The sequence below is a fragment of the Rhodovulum sp. FJ3 genome (assembly GCF_032918305.1).
Lineage (GTDB): Bacteria > Pseudomonadota > Alphaproteobacteria > Rhodobacterales > Rhodobacteraceae > SAT37.
The window spans coordinates 52,939-70,140 of the sequence record NZ_JAWJUU010000001.1; the positions used below are offsets into that span (position 1 = coordinate 52,939).

The window sequence follows — 17,202 nt, forward strand, 5'->3', positions numbered from 1 at the left end:
TAAATATGCGCCTATTGAGCCGTTAACGCTAGCAACGGGCGCTGACTTCCTGTTATGAATGATGCGCTATCCCCTCGGGATTTGAAGTTTCTAGAATGGCAAAGCGCACCATGACCGACCGTCTGTTTCTTGTCGCCGATATCGGGGGAACCAACACCCGCGTGGCCCTTGGGTCCGGCGATGGTGTGGATTTGAACAGCGTTCGCAAGTTCAAGAATGCCGAGCACGCCGATCTGGAAACCATCTTGCGCGCCTATCTGGATGACGCGGGTGCGCCAGCATTGGCCGCGACCTGCATCGCGATGGCGGGCCCCGTGCGGGATAATCTGGGCACGATGACCAACCTGAACTGGACCATCGATGCGCGAACGATCGCACCGATCACCGGCGGACCGGTCACGGTCCTGAACGACCTACCTGCGCAGGGCTATGCCATTGATATATTGCCGGAAACGGCGTTCACGCCCCTGCGACAGGGCGCGGAAAATGGCGGCGGATCGCGGTTGGTCGTGGGCCTAGGAACGGGGTTCAATATCTCGACCGTGGTCGAAACCGACGCGGGACCGATCGCCACACCGGCCGAGGCGGGGCACGTGTCCCTGCCCGTCGAAACGACCGAGGATCTGGAACTGGCGACCTATCTGCGGGCGCATTTCGGGTTCGCCGCACTTGAGGACGCGTTGTCCGGTCGCGGCCTGTCGAACCTGCACGCATGGCACAGCGGCAGTCACAGCCGCCTACCCAGCGACACCATCATGGCGCGCCTTGCCGATGGAGACGCGGACGCGGCCAAGGCCATGGCGAGTTTTGCGCGACTGCTGGGGATCGGGGTTGGAAACCTTGCCCTGACGGTGCTGCCATATGGCGGGATTTACCTGTGTGGCGGCATGGCCCGCGCGGTCGCGCCCCACCTGATGGACAACGGGTTTGAAACTGCGTTCCAGAACAAGGGACGGTTCGGCGGTCTGTTAAAACAGTTCGGCATTTCGGTGATCAACGACGACTTCGCGGCCTTGCACGGCTGTTTCGCCTATTTGTCACAGGCCTCGGCCTAAACGCAAAACGGGCCCGACCATGTCGGACCCGCCTGCAAGATGGATCGGGCAAGCACCCGTAAATCTTAGGATTCTTCTTTCTTTTTGGCATCCTGACGCCAGTTGACCCAACCACCAGCCGGTGCCTTGGATTCTAGCGTCTCGGCGTCTTCGATGTTGTCGGGCTCTTTCGGGGCCAGACCGGCACCGAGGCCACCCTGTGCTGCACCGCCGCCTTGTTGACCGCCACCAAAGCCGCCACCTTGACCGCCGCCCATCATGCCGCCGCCAAAGCCGCCGCCCATGCCACCTTGACCACCGCCAAAGCCACCTTGGCCGCCGCCCATCATGCCGCCCATGCGCCCGCCGCCAAAGCCGCCGCCCATGCCGCCACCTTGGCCACCGCCCATGCCGCCCATCATGCCGCCAAAGCCGCCACCTTGACCGCCCTGACCGCCTTGGCGGTTCTGCATCATTGCGCGCATGAATGCCATGCGGCCGATCTGTTCACGGGACATACCGCCCATCATACCGCCGCCTTGGCCACCACCTTGGCCGCCGCCGCCCATCATGCCGCCGCCCATGCCACGACCCTGACCACCGCCAAAGCCGCCCATGCCGCCGCCTTGACCACCTTGGCCCTGACCGGCTTGGCCGCCACCAAAACGACCCTGACCACCGCCAAAGCCGCCGCCCATGCCGCCACCTTGACCGCCGCCCATCATACCGCCGCCAAAGCCACCGCCTTGGCCCTGACCACCCTGGCCACCACCAAAGCGACCCTGACCGCCGCCAAAGCCGCCGCCCATGCCGCCACCTTGACCACCGCCCATCATGCCGCCGCCGCGCTGACCGCCGCCCATCATGCCGCCACCAAAGCCGCCGCCCATGCCGCCTTGGCCTCCTTGACCGCCACCAAAGCGGCCTTGTCCGCCAGCACCGGCACCTTGACCCCCGCCAAAGTTACCGCCCTGACCGCCGCCAAAACGCCCTTGGCCGCCACCAAACCGGCCACCGAAACCGCCACCAGGTTTGTTGTTATCGTCAGCCATCCCCAAACTCCTATTCACCATAGAAAAACATTATCGCCGTAATACCCAAAACTGCCCAACTAAAAGGCAACACTTCGCTCTAGGTCATTGCATAAGCATTCCGACATATTCCGCAAAGCAACGCAACATGCGATAACGTTTATGAGAGTATTATAGCACAAGGTCTGTCATTTAATGGGCACTAGTAAGAATTTTGTTACGATCGTTTCCGGTCTGCCGCGCTCGGGCACGTCCATGATGATGCGCATGTTAGAGGCAGGCGGGATTTCACCCGTGGTAGATGGTGAACGAAAGGCGAATGCCGATAATCCAATGGGCTATTACGAGTTCGAACCGGTCAAGGCGTTGAAAGAGGATTCGTCCTGGGTCGCCGATTCGACCGGTCACGCGGTCAAGGTGATCTACAAGCTGGTCTATGATCTGCCCAACAACGTCCCCTATCGCATCGTGTTCATGCAGCGCGACATCGAAGAGGTCCTGTCCTCGCAGGAAAAGATGATGCGCCGCGACGGGCTGGACCCCGACACGATCGGGCGCGACCTGCTCTACAACCTGTTCCAGACCGATGTGATGGATTTCCGCCGCTGGGCCGAGGTGCAGGGCAACATCCAGATCATGTATGCCGATTACCGCCGCATGGTCGACGAACCCGAAGAGATGTCGCGCCACATCGCCGAGTTCTTGGACCAAGATCTAGACATTCAGGCAATGGCGTCCGTGGTCGATCCCGACCTCTATCGCAACCGCGCCTAAGCGCGCCCTGCCCCCCGAAACGACGAACGCCGCGCCCATCTGGACGCGGCGTTTTGTTTTCGGAGGCGACCGTCCTTAGGGGATCCAGCCCCAGACCTCGATCCGGAAGAACCGGTCGAACAGGCGGGTAAAGGCCTGCCACGCGTACATCTCATCCCCGTCGATTTTGGCAAAACCGGTCATGCCCGGACGGAAAAAGCCATTCTCGTTCTCGAACTGTGTCTTCACCCGCACCACGCGACCGAATTCCATGGTCTCGGCGGTGGGCACGATGGAAATCACCTTGCCGACCCGTTCGATGTCCGAATTGGCCCAAGCCTTGAGACGCACCTGATCGCCCACATTGACCAAACCGATGTCGGTTTCGGACACCAGAACCTCGGCCCGCGCGGTTTCGTGGTTCTCGATCTCGATGAACAGATCGCCCGCATCCATATATTTCCCGCGGATAAGGGACACGTTTTCCGTCACCACGCGGCCCGCGACGGGCGCTTTGATCTCGGTCGCCGCAAGCGAGGCGGTCGCGAACTGTAGATCCGCCTCAAGCCCCTTTACGTCCGCCTCGGCCATGCGAATGTCGGCCTCGGTCGCGGGCGCGCTGACCTTGGCCAGATTGGCCTCGGCGGTTTTCAGGTCCTGCTGGGCCGCCATATATTCCTTTTGATAGCGATCCGCCTCAGCCTCGGACATCGCGCCACGCTCAAGCAAGGTCATCGCACGGGTCGCCTGTGCCTCGCGATAGGGGATGTCTGCGGCGGCACCGGCCACCTGTTCTTGGGCCAGCGCGATATCTTCGGGCGCAGCGCCTGCAAGCAGTTTGTCCAGACGGGCCTGCGCCTTTTCCAGATTGTTCTGAACCGAGGCCACCTGATGCTTGGCGTTCAGGTCGGACAGTTTGGCCACCTGTTGACCGGCCTCGACCAGATCGCCCTCATCCACGTAAATCTCGATCAATTCCCCCGGAACGCGGGCGTTCACCGCCGTGCGCTGATCGGGCAGGATCGTGAAATCGCCGCCCACCTCATAGCCATAGGGCAGGAACGCGAGATAGGCCAAGGTGCTGAGCGCGGCCACAATGATCATCCGCGGGAACCAACGGCGGCGATGACGCTCGCCCGTGTTGCCCGCATAGACACCGGCCAAAGGTTGCTGGCGCGGGCGGTCCACGTCGAAATTGCCGCGCTTCATCAGGGCACCGCCCATGCCGCCGCCGCCCATTCCGCCGCCCATGCCACCCATGCGCGCGGCCATCATACCGCCACCCATGCCGCCCATGCCGCCGCCCATCATACCGCCGCCGCCCATGCCGCCCATCATGCCACCCATGCCACCGCCCATCATGCCGGCGAAACCGTCATCGTCTCCGGCGGGGGCTTGGGCGCGCGAGGCTTGGCGTTCGGCCAGACGCTCGGTCATCATTTGCTTCATCTTGCCTTTGCGGGCCTCTTTCTGACCCTTTTTCATGAGGCTCAGCCACAGCATGATCGCGCCCACGATCCCCACAAGGATCACAAGGCCCGCCCCGCCATAGCGCCCCTCAAGCGCGGTGGTCAGATGGATAAGCAACAGCGACAGGATCAATGCCGTCACCAAGGCCGAGCCGATCGCATAAAACGCAAAGGCCCATTTTTCGCGCGAGGTCGGTTCGGGCATGAACTGGGCAATCTGCTTGTTCGTGCCAAACACATAGTTATATGCGCGTTGACGCAGCAACGGCTGATCGAAATAGGTCGACATCCATTTATACCCGTCGCCCTGCATCAACGGGAACGCCCCGATCAGGAAGGTCAGCAGGGCAAAGCTCTCAACGATAATCGCGATATCGGGGATCATCGTCTGGCTCTGGCGGGTGATCGCCCAAACGACCGTGGCCGTGGCAAACAGGAACAGCTTGACCTTTAGACCGGCTGCATAAACCGCCAGCTTGCCCTCTTTTTCCAGCTTTTGAACGCCACTCAGGTCGATGGCAAAGCGCGGGATCACGAACAACAGGAACGTCAGACCCGCGTCATGGATTTTTGCCCCATGACGATGCGCCACGGTCGCCACCACAAGCCGACCGAAAAAGTTCACCGTCAGCAGCGAGATCAGCATAAAGCCGATGCGCGACACCGACTGGAACCCCGCAGAGACGCCCAGACCGAATTCGGACATCCGGTTGAACATGACCAAGGCCGCAAAGATCACCAACGGATAGAGCAGCCACTGCACATGCCGATACCAGCCGAACAGGTCGTTCAGCGTCTCCAGCATCCCCGTCGGATCGAACAGGCGGATCATCCCCGGGGGGGCTTTGTGCTCATCCCCGCCACGGTTGCGCGCGAATTTCACCTTACGGTTGGCGATACGCGGATCGGACAGGCGCGCACTCTCGTCCGCGGCGGCCTCATCAGGTTCCGGTGCCGCCTTGGCCTGATCGCTGTCGGGGGCCTCTGTGCTGGCAAAGGTGTCGGTCTTGGGCGCCTGTTGCGCGTTGTCCGTCTTGGCCTGATCTTTGGCGGCCTCGGGCGCGGCGGCCTCCGGTTCGGCCTTGGCCTTGGGCTTGGCGCTTTTCTTGGCGGGCTTGGCGGCGGCGGGGGTCGATTTCACCTCACGCAGGCGCGGACGGCGACGGAAACCACCACCGCCGAACACCATGCCCTCAAGCTCATTCAGGTCGGTGTCGCCACCGGCGTCATCCTCCTCCACAAGAGCATCATCAAGCGCCGTATCAAACGGCGACATCGTGTCATCGCCCTGCCCGTCTTCCGGCGGTTCTGACTTGAATGTCGCCTCATTCTCAGGAACGACAGTGACCGGCTTGTCAGATTTGGCCGTGTCGGGCGCAGGCGTGCTTGGGGCCGGTTTGGCGGCCTTGGGCTTGGTGGGCTCTTCCGCCTTGGCCTTGGCCTGTGCGGGCTTGACCGGCGTCGTTTTGGCCGGTGTGGGTTTGGTGGCTGCGCCCTTGACCTGTTCGGGGGTCGGCGAACCGGTGCCAGAGGCGTCCTTCACCTCGGCCTCATCCACGGCCTGCATGAAATTCGCGCTCACCATCTGGCGCGCAAAGCTTTCTACCGTGGCAGGACGCACCGCGCGTCCGAATTTCGTACTAAAGATCGCGGCAATCTCCTGCGGGGATTTACCACTGTCGAGCTGGTCCAGCAAAAAGCCGTCTTCAGGGCCGATCCGCAACAACCGCCCTGTTTCCCCATGCTTGAGAAAGCTCCAGCCTGCGTTCTTCTCTTCACCTGTCGTCCGCGAGACAGTCACCTTGGGGTGCAGACGATAGGATCCAGACTGGGACGCGCCGGTTTTGGCTGCGGCATTGCTCTTTTGCATCAAATCCACTCGCTCTTTCGACCAACGGGGTCGATACGTTTTGATCGCATAATTTTGATTTTTTCGCAATGAGTTGCACCAGATATGCCTCTTTTATCACAGGGGCGTTACAGGAAAACACCGCCCAAGCGACAGTTTGCCCATTGCACAGGCAAATGGCGCGTTTCTGCCGATCCCCCTCGAAATCCCGACAAATCCGTCAATTCCCCTTAAACCACGTGGTTTTTGAGCCATTTTCGCGCTATGGCAAAAGAGATCGCGACGGAAACCGGACGACGGCGCGTATCACGCTGACCGGAACCATACGGCGCGTGGCGGGTTGTCCCAAAGATACCGATCACGTTTTTTAGAGTTTGAGCAGGATACCAGTCCAATGAAACCAATCGCATCACGCCTTGCACGGGCCCTGACCCTCGGGATGAGCGGCCTTGCCCTGATCGCCGGGATGATCCTTGTGGCCCCGAGTGCCGCAGACGCCGGCGAACGGATGGAACGCAAAATCCGCATCGACGGGCGCGCGCGCGAATACACCGTCTTTATCCCCGATGGCGCAAGCGGCAAAGAAATGCCGGTCCTGATGGCATGGCACCCCGGCGGCGCGACCTCGGAATGGATGGAGGAAAACGGCCTCTTCCACGCCAAGGCGGGCGGCAACAACTTTATCGTCGTCTACCCCAACGGGTTCCGCCGCACCTTTAACGCCGAGGTCTGCTGCGGCCTTGCCGTGGAACGCGGCATCGACGACATCAAGTTCTTCCGCGCGATCATGTCCGATCTGGCCACCGTCACCCCCATCAAACCCAAAGCCTATGTGACCGGCTTTTCGAACGGCGCGATGATGAACTATCGTCTTGTGTGCGAAGTGCCTGAAATGATCGCCGCCGCCGCGCCCTTTGCGGGTGCGGCCCCGATGGACAACTGCAAAAGCGGTCAGGTCCCGATCATGCACCTGAATGGCGCCGAGGACACGGTGTCCCTGAACGGCGGTGAGCGTGAAACCAAAAGCAAATTCGGCGGCACCTCCAGCTATCTCACCCCCCCGACCGAGGCTCTGGCCGATATCGCATCGCGCAACGGCTGCTCCAGCAGCCAGTCGACCGTGCGCATCTCGGACATCGATTCCAACTGTAAATCCTACAGCAGCTGTGGAAACGACGACGTCCTGTTCTGTGTGATCCCGAACCTCGGCCATATCTGGCCCGGCGCACCGGAAAGCTCGGGCCGCCTGCTGGCGAAACTGGGCGACCGGTTCGGCCCCACCCGCCCCGACCTCAACGGGACCGAAGCGATCATCGACTTCTTTCTGGCGCACTAATCGCCAGAGCCACTAAAAACGCAAAACGCCCGCTTCTTGCGGGCGTTTTTCATTTTACCAACTGGCGCGGCGGCGGGGTTATTTATAGCCCATGGTCGCCGCGAACTGGATCGTCTCCTCGGGGATTTCGACCATGTCACGCTTCATCGTGATCAGCTTCTCCAGATCCTCGGGCGATTTCAGCTTCAGCTTGGGTTCCTTCAGAAAGTTCGGATTGTTCCCGAACCGTGCACCGCGCGGACCAAGGTTGGCATAGACCGAGCGTTCAGGATGGTGCAGCTCGGCCATGGATGCATCAGACGTGTCGAGGTTCAGAAACTCCAACACGCGCTTCATCTGCGGATCGAAATCGGTCAGAACATCCTCACCGCGCACGCGGATCGATTGCTCGGGCGGCAAATCGGCCAGAACGGCGGCAATGCCCTCATTCGCGGCATGCCAGATTTCGATCGGATCGGGTTGGCGTGCCAATCCCTGTTCTTCGTTCCGGAACAGACCCAATAAGACCTCGCCAAACATTCTCCAATCCGCAATGGATTTAATCCAGCTGGTCGGGTTGCGTGTCAGGTGAATGAACTTGGCGTTCGGATAGGCCTCGAGCAAGCGGAAGATATGGCGCGGCGAGGCGGTATAGGGCGGGCTCTGGTCCAACAGGATGCTGGGCGCGGACAGCTTGCGCAGTTCTTCAAACACATCGCGGATCGGCCAGTCCACGCGATCCACCAGCCATTGCTCGGCCTGCGCCACGGTCTGTTCGGTCTGACCGCCGAATTTCAACTGCGCCAACGTGCGCAGCAACCCGTCACGGAATGCACCGTTCAATTGCTGGTTCGCCGGCTGATAGGCCCAATCGTGGACGGTATCGCCCACAAACATGTTCAATTCAGGGACACCCATAATGCCCGGGTGTTGGCCAAGACAGCTGCCGAACACGGACGTAAAGCTCTTGGGAAGGGCGAGAATAAAAAGCGGCTCCGGCATATCGTTGCCAGTCGCCTGAGGCTCGATTTGGTTCATACCAACTTGATAATTCATAATTTGCCTGTGTGCGAGCAAAGCCGATGGCTTCACCCAAAAGTGAGTTTGCTGTGATAAAGAGCGGGCCTTTATACACGACGTATAACGACAAAGCCGAGTGACAACCTTGCGTCAGCTCAAATCGCGGAACAGGCCCCAGTGTCACGCGAACGTGTTACTGGTAGCCTAACTCGCGGGCAAATGTAAGGGCCTCGGGTGGCACATTCATGGCATCGGTCTGTATCTTAAGTAGACCTGGAAGTTGATCTACCGTCTTTAGTTTAAGACGCGGATCGCTCAGGAAATCGGGGTTATTGCCGCCCCGCGCACCGGGCGGCCCCCATCCGGCGAACACGGAATTTTCCGGATGCATCATCTCCTCGGTCTCGGCCGGACCCATCGACAGGCCAAGGAATTCCACCACGCGGCGCATAGCGGGCACTGTATCTGTGATAACCGTTTCGCCCTGCACGCGAATCCATTGATCGTCGGGCAGTTGGCTCAGCAGCCCCGCAATCCCCTCATGCGTGGCGTGCCAGATTTCGACGGGATCGGGTTTGCGCGACAGGCCCTGTTCCTCTTGGGCGTACATGTCCAGCAACACCGGACCGATCCGTTGCCAGCCCAGCATGGATTTCACCCACCCCGTCGGGTTGCGCACCAGATGGATGAACTTGGCATCCGGATAGGCGTCAAGAATGCGCAGGATATAGGCCGGCTTCATCGTGTAAATCGGGCTCTGATCCAACAGGATTTTCGGCGCACTCAGCGCGCGCAGATGTTCGAACACATCGCGGATCGGCCAGTTCTGGCGATCCACCAACCACTGTTCGGCGGCCTGCACGGTCTGGACCGTCTGCGCCCCGAATTGAAGTTGCGACAGCGTGCGCAACAACCCGTCGCGAAACACGTTAAACAGCACATCATTGGCCGGTTGATAGGCCCAATCATGCACCGTTTCGCCGACGAACATGTTCAACTCGGGCGTGCCCATGATCCCCGGATGCTGGCCCAGCATCCCGCCAAACACGGACGTATAGGTTTTCGGCAGGGCCAGCACAAAGACCGGCTGCGGGGCATCCGTTGCGGGGGTCAGCGCGTCCATGGCCATTACTTCAACCGCACCGCCGCATAGCCCAGCTCAATCGGGTCGGTCTGCCCCGAGGCGCGCAAATCTGCCGGACGCACCAGCGGCCCGTTGATCCGGTTTTCCAGATCGGGGTCACGGCGTTGCACCCACGCGGGCACGCGGAAATGGTTGCCCTGATGATAGATGGTCGAGCGCACGTTCGGGATATCCTCGATATAGCCCGATTGCGCCACGTCAATCGGATCACCCTGCCCGTAATAGACGTCGATCAGATCGGTTTTATGCCAGTTCTCTTCCATATAGGGGCGCAGGGATTGGTACGGATAGCCCTGATTGATCATGTTCTGAAAGTGATCAACCAAAGGCAGGAACCCCTGCTGGGTCGCGCGCTCGCTCTGCAGCATCGACGCCATATCGGTGACGGGCCCCAACAGGTGAATATCCGTGACGCCCAGTTCCAGCCCCCAAACCACCGTCGGGTGCGACCCGACCGAGCCCGACACGAAGGACACACGCTGTGGTGCCAGCTTATCGATCATATAGCGCAGGAATTCGACGTTCTCTTCAGGCGTGTCCGTGACGCCCTTGATCCCTTCCATGTACTGGGTGCTGGTGTGATCGCGCAGGAACAGTTTAGTCTGGCGGAACCGCTGGGAATATTCGGCAAAGTGGAACTGCTGATGCTCGGGACGGCCAAAGCCAGAGATGAACACCACCAGATGATCGGGATTGCCCTGCTCAATCGCGGCGCCCCAGCCAATCATTTCAACACTCATGCTACCCCCAAAACCATCGCCATGGCGCGCGGTGGCGCCGATAAAATACCATTGCGCCGCACCCGAACGGGACGGCCAGTTACCCCTAGGCAACCACAGGCATGGGGGTCTCTGCAAGCCTTTGCCTCACACCGCTGTGATATGGGCGACAGTTGTGCCCGAGGTGACACTGGATTGTTCACGCTGCGGCAAAACTGTGATGTATCCCAATGTTTTATGGGCCGAAGGTGCGGAAATCGGGGGCAAAGACTGGACGCATCAAACCCCTGCCCTTTAGAACGGAATGAGGCGTGACCCGGGCGATTCTGATCCGGGGGTAAAAGGGGATTGGTTCGGGATGACACCATTTTTGAACGGGGCCGTGGCCCTGATTACGGGGGCAAGCGACGGTCTGGGCGCGGCGACGGCGCGTCTGTTTGGTAAGGCGGGCGCGCGACTGGTCGTAACCGCACGCCGACAGGACCGGTTGGACACATTGGCGCGCGTGCTGGCCAACGACGGGGTTGAGGCCCTGCCGGTCGCCGCCGACCTGTCCAGCGACGCGGATGTCGCCGCCCTGACCAAGGCCGCAATCGACCGGTTCGGGCGCATTGATTTCGTCCTGAACATCGGCGGATCGGCGGGCGCCATCGGCACCAACCTGTGGGAGGTCACGCCGGAACAGTGGTCCGACATCCTCGCCGCGAATTCGACCGGTCCCTTCTACCTGATCCGGCATATCCTGCCCCATATGATGCAGGCGCAAACGGGGCGGATGTTGTTCCTGTCCTCGTCCGCGACCGTGCGTCCCGTGGCCAAAACCGGTGCCTATGCCGCCAGCAAGGCCGCCGTGAACGGGATGGTGCATACCTTGGCCTTGGAAATGGGCGGCCTGCCGATTGCGTTCAACGCGTTCAACCCCGGTCCCATCGACACGGCCACCTATCAGACCGTGACGACCTCCCTGAACCAGCCGCAACAGATGCGCGACATGCACCAATCCCCCGAAGAGGCGGCGGTCCTGCCGCTCTGGCTGTGCTCGCCCCAGACCTATGGCGTCAGCGGTGAGTTCATCCATTGGCGCGACCAAGACGTCTATCCCGCCGTGCGTCAATTCGGCGCGGAAATCGGCGTCAAGATGCGCCTCTAACGTGAAAACAACGCGCGAGTTCCGTTTGACTGCGTTCTCGCGCGCACATAGTGGGTGACTTTTCACCACCCCCCTCGATTTTGTCACTCGCGCGACAGTTGCGCCATGGGATCCTTGGTGACTGAACTTCCCTATTTTTATGCTCTCACCACTTAAACGAGTATAAAAGGGATAATCGCGATGCCACGTCTAAAACAAGCTGCGGCCGCGCTGGGTGCGGCGGCCTTGCTATCCGCCTGTAGCCCCCAAGGGGTTGGTGCTCTTGATGATCTGACGACAAGCACAACGAATGATGGCGGTTTACGCAAGCCGATCAGCCTGAACTACCCCCTCCAAACACGGTTTTTGTCGATTAACGGCCAGTTGCCGGTACCGCATATCGGCAGTTCCTGTCTGGCCAGCAGTCAACGGGTCGCGAATTCGATCATTTGCTTTAGCACAACCGGAACAACGCGGGTTCTGACAAGATCCTTTAAGTACGACGGCGGTGAAGATGGCGTAAAAGCGTACCGCGCAAGTCTGGAAGACCTACAGTTATCCGTCGCTCAGTTGATTGAGATCGAAGCGGCAAATAACCAAATGGAGAACGACCCAGACACGCCCCGACAGGACCTCATCGACAGCCAAAACGCGGCCAAGGCACTTGCAGATGAAGTGGCCGAAAAGTCCGCCGAGCTGGCTGAAAAGTCGACCGACCTAAACATTTTCGTCTTCCGCTGGACCGGAACAAGATCTGGAAATACAGGCGGAAGTTTGGGTGGAAGTTTCCTGTCTGGCTCGGCCGCCGCGGATAGTACGACTGGCGGGTTGGTGATCGTTGGCGGCCTTCATGTTTCGCAACTATTGATCGGCAATGACTTTGAAACCACTATCGGCACACAACCAGACGCCGCCAAGGTTGCGACATTGACGATGGCCGCCGATTACCTGCTGTACGCCGCCGACAGCAGCCTGAGTGCGGCGTTGGAGGCCAGTTTGGACACAGACCTAGAGGCGCTCAGCGAGAAACTAAGTCCGGAAACAAAGGTTGCCCTGCGCGCCTATGCCGCCATCAGTCAGGCCGAAGAGAACCAAGGGTTCTTCAAACGTCCGACCTACACCTACAGGGACTTCACAACGGGGTATCAAGACCAAGATCCGGGACAGGTCTTTTACGCCACACTGACCGATGTGGAGACCCTTAAAAAGTCGATCAAGTAACTAAAACGCGCCCCGATGGTTCATCAGGGCGCGTTTTTTGATGAGCAAATCGGGTGGCGATCAGGCCGGTTCGGCCTCTTGTCCGCCGGTGATTTTGGTGCCGGTGGTCTGTTCGATCACACCCTCGACATAGCGCCACAGTTTCAGCGCCAGCGGGCGGTCATAGGTCGCCTCGGACGATTGGGCGCGGTCGTTCTTGTCGAAATAATAGCCCGACGCGCCCGCGAATTCCGGTGCCATGGCGAGGTTGACCAGATAGCCCGCGCTTTCCAACGGCGAGATCATGTTCATCCGCATCCGGTCGCGCATCGCATTGCGCCGCTGCAATTGCTGCGGGCCAAGGTTCGACGTGTCCTGATCATCCTCGAACCGCCAGATTTCGGTGCGCACCGCCCCCGGCGAGACGACGTTGATGGTGACGTTGCTGCCCTGCATCAATTCGGCGAACAGGTAGGTCACCATGATCAATCCCGACTTGGCCTTGCCATAGACAGGGATCGCGCGATAGCTCAGCTCGGACTGCATATCCGCAAGGTCGAGGGCCGAGTTCTGGTGCGCCTCGGACGAGACGTTGATCACCCGCGCCTCCCCCTCGGCCGCGCGCAGCGGATCGGCCAACAGATGCGTCAGGTAGAACGGTGAAATCAGGTTCAGGGCCAGCGTGCGCTCAATTCCCTCAGACGTCACCTCACGCTCATTGAACACGGCACCGGCGTTGTTCAGCAGGATGTCGATCTGCGGGAATTCCTTGCACAGATCGGCGGCCAGATCGCGCACGGCAGACAGTTCCGACAGGTCGGCCTGTTTGAAGACACCAGGGGTGGTCTGGCTGTGTGAACCTAGTTCATCCATCAGGGCCTTGCCCGCCTCGGCACTACGCGCGACGGCGACCACTTTGGCCCCCAGTTTCGACAACAGGACGGCGGCAGATCGGCCAATACCGGCGGTCGCACCGGTGACGACGGCGACCTTACCGGCCAGCGGCTTTTCACCGGTCTCAATCGCCAGCAACGCGGCGGGCATCTGGAACTTGCGCGGATCGACCTTGCCCTCGGCGCGGCCCTTGTCCACAGCGGCCTGTGCCAGCGTGGACAACACCCCCCAAACGGGACGTTTTGCGCGGTAGTGCAACAGCGTCTGCGCCTTGCCCAGCGACAGAACCGGCGGCGCGGGGGGCGACGGCGGACGGACCTGAATTTCCTGTTGTTCGCAATCGGACAGGACCAGACGCAGACGGCGGAATTCCTGAAGCGCGACGTCAATCGTCACCGCCTGTTCGGAGGCGACGTTGAACGCGTGCCCCGCCGCACCGGGCGTGCGCAGGGCCATCATCACCGCATCGCCCAGATCAGAGGCCGCAATCGGGTGCAGACGGTCGCCATCCCATGTGGCCCCGCCCCCCTGCATCACCGACCATGCGCGGTCGATCAGATGGGTCTGATCGCGGTCAATCACCATCAACGGGCGCAACACGACGCATTCGACCTGATCGGCCACATCGCGCAGCGCGCTTTCCAGCGACAGGGCCGCCTGACGCACGGCCACATTGCCGCCCTCATCCCCGCCCAGCGGCGTGGTTTCGGTCACCATCCCGCGCACAAGCGCCTCGGGTGCGTAGACATGTGCCGAGCTGACCAGCACGATCCGCGCGACACCGGCCTTGACGGCGGCGGTGATCAGACCGGTGGTGCGTTTGACCTGTGCGTCGAAATCCGCGTCGCCCTGCACCGGTTCGCACAGCAACAGCGCGTCGATCCCGTCCAGAGCCTTGCCAAAGGCACCGGCCCGTTTCGGCCAGACCTTTCCCGTCACGCCACGGGGCAGCGCGGTCGCCTCGGCGTCCGATCCCACAATCCCCAAGACGTCCCAACGCAGATCCAGCAATTGCTCGATCACCCGCTGGCCGACATGTCCTGCAGCGTCACTGACAACAGCTCGCATGACAGTTCCTTCCGTAAACGCGCGCGCCCGTGTTCGGGTTCACGCAGTGTTAGTGTTACCCTAGTCCAGCATATAGGCGGGAATGTTCACCGCCGCTGAGGAGTAGAATTCAAGACGGCCCAAGACCTCGGCGATACAATGTTTGACGCCCACCTTGGGACGCCACCCCAGCGCGCGCAGCTTGCGCGGCTCGAACTTGGGGATGCCGATGTTGTTCTGGGCAGCGATCTCTGCATAGGGATTGTCGGTCTTTCCGACGTTCATGATATCCCAGATCAGCTTTTGCACATCGTAGATCGTGATCGGTTCCTCGCCCGCGACAAGGAAACTTTCGTTGCGCGCGCGCTCATCCTCACCGACCAGCATTGCCGCATGGCCGATGTCGCTGCCGTGGGTCCATTGCATCATGTCCCACATGCGGCGCTGCATATCGAGGTTCTGCTGGTTTTGCAGGATGCTGACCACCATGTTCTCGATGAACTGGCTTTTGCGGCCTGCAACCACCGTGGGACGCAGGATCGCGTATTCGATCTGATCCTTGGCGGCGGCCTCAAACACAATGTCCTCGGCGGCGATCAGGCTCTCGCCCAAGGCCGCCTGTTGCGGGTTGCCGTGGGCCATGCGCGGCGCATCGTCCAGAACCGGCCACAGGGCCGAGGACCGGTGCGGCGTATAGACGTTGTTCGAGCTGGCCATCACCAACCGTTTCACGCGCCCCGCACAGGCGTTCACCAGATTGCGGGTGCCCTCAACGTTGATGGCGTCCATGGTTTCGGGCTTCATCGCGGGGGGCGGGCTGACGACGGCGGTGTGATAGACGATATCCACGCCCTCGACCGCCTCGGCCAAGGCGATTTTATCCGACAATTGCCCCGGCACCATTTCGATCCGGTCACGGAAATTGATCCGGTGCATAGAGTCGGGCAAGGCAAACACACGCACATCGTGGTCTGTGGTCATCAACACCTCAAGGACGTATTGACCGATCGCACCCGAGGGGCCTGTGACAAGTACTTTCACGCAAATTCTCCGATAGTTCCGGCCCGCGGGGATGCGCGGACCGGACAGATCAATCGTTCAGGGCTTAGTTGTCGCCGCGACGACGGGCCATCATGGCACGCATGAAACCGGCACGCGGGTTCTGGTCGCCATCACCGCCACCTTGCATCATCGGGCCACCTTGGCCGCCCATGTTGCCACGGTTCTGGGCCATACGCTGACGCATGCGTTCGCGCATGTTGCCGTTGCCGGGGCCGCCTTCGCCGCCACCGCGCTGTTGGCGACGTTCGCGCAGACGTTCGCGCATCCCGCCCGAGCCACGGTTTTCGCGGCGGCTCTCGCGGCGGTCCTTGAACGAGTCCTTGTAGAGCTGAACCAGAGCTTCGCCCTCGGGGTTCTGCGCGGCCTTGGCGGCGTCGATCTCTTTGAGGATGTCCTCGCCGTTATCGTTGCGCTGAATCGCGGCGCGATAGCTCTCTTCAGCGGCCTTGAAGTTGCCCTCCATCGCGTAGGCATCACCGTACAGGCGCTGAACCATCGGGTTCGGGCGACCGTTGCGGCGCATCTTGCCAAGGATTTCGCGCGCTTCTTTCAGCTTTTTCTGCGGGATCAGCGACTGAACCAATGCGATCTGGGCCATGGCGTTCGGGCGGTCGCCACGGTTCTGGCGCATCGCGGCCATCGGGCCGTTGCCACCACCGGGACCACCGGCACCACCGCGACGGTTGGCCATCGGGCCTGCGCCACCTTCGGGACGGCTGCGCTTGGCCGTCAGGGCACGGCGGAACAGGCTTTCTGCACCGGTGTAGTCCTCTTTGGCCAGTTTAGCGCGGCCGCTGGTCATCAGCAGGCGCAGGTCGTTCGGGGCCGCCTTCAGCGCGCCGTCCAGAACCTTGGTTGCCTCATCCGTTTCGCCCAGTTGCGTGCAGATATTGGCCAGCATCACCGTCGCGCGCTGATCGCCCGGCTTGATCGCCAGAACCTGCTCCAGCTGCTCCTTGGCCTCTTCGCGGCGGCCTTCGCGGGCATAGATCGTGGCCAGCTGGCTGCGGACGCGGTCCGATTGCGGGTCAACACCCAGAGCACGTTCCAGAACCTCGATCGCCTCATCGGGCTTGTTCTGGCGTTGGTGCAGGCGGGCCAGACCGGTCAGGGCCTGCATCGAGGTCGGGTTCGCCTCAAGCGCCTTGTGATAGTTCGTTTCCGCGTATTCGGGGTTGTCGCCTTGCAGACCGGCGCGCGCCGCCAACAAGGGCGCCGTGCCATTTTCGGGGTCAACCGCCATGGCCTGTTCAAAATACGACGTCGCCTCTTCGAGACGGTTGTCGCGCATCAGCGACATGCCATAGGCCATAATGGCGCGGCTGTTTTGCGGGTCCTGATCGATCAGCATCTGCAGCTCGCCACGGGCCTCGTCGGTGCGACCCTCGTTCATCAAGCTGCGGATATAATTCATAGCCTGCTGGCCATCTTCGCCGCCGACCTGTTCAACATTGGGGATCCATTCGTCCGAATGTGCCATCTCTATCTCCCTCGTAAACTCCGCTCATCCCAGCGGGTAAAAAGTTACGTTTTACA

Annotated in this window: 13 protein-coding genes; 5 read left to right on the forward strand and 8 right to left on the reverse strand. The window is 60.9% G+C overall.

The genetic code is table 11. The features are described from left to right. Positions 1-95 precede the first annotated feature (95 nt). Entirely contained in the window at positions 96-1,055 is a 960-nt protein-coding gene (locus R1W00_RS00260; protein ID WP_317260707.1) for an ROK family protein, read from the forward strand. 65 nt (positions 1,056-1,120) lie between these two features. On the opposite strand, the gene R1W00_RS00265 is transcribed toward R1W00_RS00260, so the two are convergent. Beyond that, positions 1,121-2,086 (reverse strand): hypothetical protein, encoded by a 966-nt coding sequence (locus R1W00_RS00265; RefSeq protein WP_317260708.1) that lies wholly within the window; start codon positions 2,084-2,086, stop codon positions 1,121-1,123. 174 nt (positions 2,087-2,260) lie between these two features. Between R1W00_RS00265 and R1W00_RS00270 the strand changes: the two genes are divergently transcribed. Then, positions 2,261-2,839, forward strand: a complete 579-nt coding sequence (locus tag R1W00_RS00270) for a sulfotransferase family protein (RefSeq protein ID WP_317260709.1) — start codon at positions 2,261-2,263, stop codon at positions 2,837-2,839. A 75-nt stretch (positions 2,840-2,914) separates the two neighbouring features. Here the strand turns inward: R1W00_RS00270 and R1W00_RS00275 are convergent, their stop codons facing one another. Further along, positions 2,915-6,157: an HlyD family secretion protein gene (locus tag R1W00_RS00275; protein ID WP_317260710.1), complete on the reverse strand. Its 3,243-nt coding sequence runs from the start codon at positions 6,155-6,157 to the stop codon at positions 2,915-2,917. A gap of 373 nt (positions 6,158-6,530) precedes the next feature. Here R1W00_RS00275 and R1W00_RS00280 point away from each other — a divergent pair, with 373 nt between their 5' ends. Further along, the gene (locus tag R1W00_RS00280) at positions 6,531-7,472 is read left to right on the forward strand and encodes a hypothetical protein (RefSeq protein WP_317260711.1); all 942 of its coding nucleotides are present in this window, start codon (positions 6,531-6,533) and stop codon (positions 7,470-7,472) included. Positions 7,473-7,550: 78 nt separating this feature from the next. On the opposite strand, the gene R1W00_RS00285 is transcribed toward R1W00_RS00280, so the two are convergent. The 3 genes from R1W00_RS00285 to R1W00_RS00295 all read right to left on the reverse strand — a co-directional run bounded on the left by R1W00_RS00285 (position 7,551) and on the right by R1W00_RS00295 (position 10,355). After that, positions 7,551-8,507 (reverse strand): sulfotransferase, encoded by a 957-nt coding sequence (locus tag R1W00_RS00285; RefSeq protein ID WP_317260712.1) that lies wholly within the window; start codon positions 8,505-8,507, stop codon positions 7,551-7,553. 157 nt (positions 8,508-8,664) lie between these two features. Beyond that, positions 8,665-9,594 (reverse strand): sulfotransferase, encoded by a 930-nt coding sequence (locus R1W00_RS00290; RefSeq protein ID WP_317260713.1) that lies wholly within the window; start codon positions 9,592-9,594, stop codon positions 8,665-8,667. Positions 9,595-9,599: 5 nt separating this feature from the next. After that, complete coding sequence (locus tag R1W00_RS00295) at positions 9,600-10,355, reverse strand: hypothetical protein (protein WP_317260714.1); 756 nt, start codon at positions 10,353-10,355, stop codon at positions 9,600-9,602. A 337-nt stretch (positions 10,356-10,692) separates the two neighbouring features. Between R1W00_RS00295 and R1W00_RS00300 the strand changes: the two genes are divergently transcribed. Both R1W00_RS00300 and R1W00_RS00305 read left to right on the forward strand, forming a co-directional pair. Beyond that, on the forward strand, positions 10,693-11,484 hold the full coding sequence (locus R1W00_RS00300) for an SDR family oxidoreductase (RefSeq protein WP_317260715.1): 792 nt from the start codon (positions 10,693-10,695) through the stop codon (positions 11,482-11,484). Positions 11,485-11,664: 180 nt separating this feature from the next. After that, complete coding sequence (locus R1W00_RS00305) at positions 11,665-12,684, forward strand: hypothetical protein (RefSeq protein ID WP_317260716.1); 1,020 nt, start codon at positions 11,665-11,667, stop codon at positions 12,682-12,684. Positions 12,685-12,744: 60 nt separating this feature from the next. Here the strand turns inward: R1W00_RS00305 and R1W00_RS00310 are convergent, their stop codons facing one another. From R1W00_RS00310 to R1W00_RS00320, 3 genes are all read right to left on the reverse strand, one after another. Then, entirely contained in the window at positions 12,745-14,625 is a 1,881-nt protein-coding gene (locus R1W00_RS00310; protein WP_317260717.1) for an NAD-dependent epimerase/dehydratase family protein, read from the reverse strand. Positions 14,626-14,685: 60 nt separating this feature from the next. Next, entirely contained in the window at positions 14,686-15,645 is a 960-nt protein-coding gene (locus R1W00_RS00315; RefSeq protein WP_317260718.1) for an NAD(P)-dependent oxidoreductase, read from the reverse strand. A gap of 64 nt (positions 15,646-15,709) precedes the next feature. Then, positions 15,710-17,146 carry a tetratricopeptide repeat protein gene (locus R1W00_RS00320; RefSeq protein WP_317260719.1) on the reverse strand — a complete coding sequence of 479 codons (1,437 nt, stop codon included), beginning with the start codon at positions 17,144-17,146 and terminating at the stop codon, positions 15,710-15,712. Between the last annotated feature and the right edge of the window lie 56 nt (positions 17,147-17,202).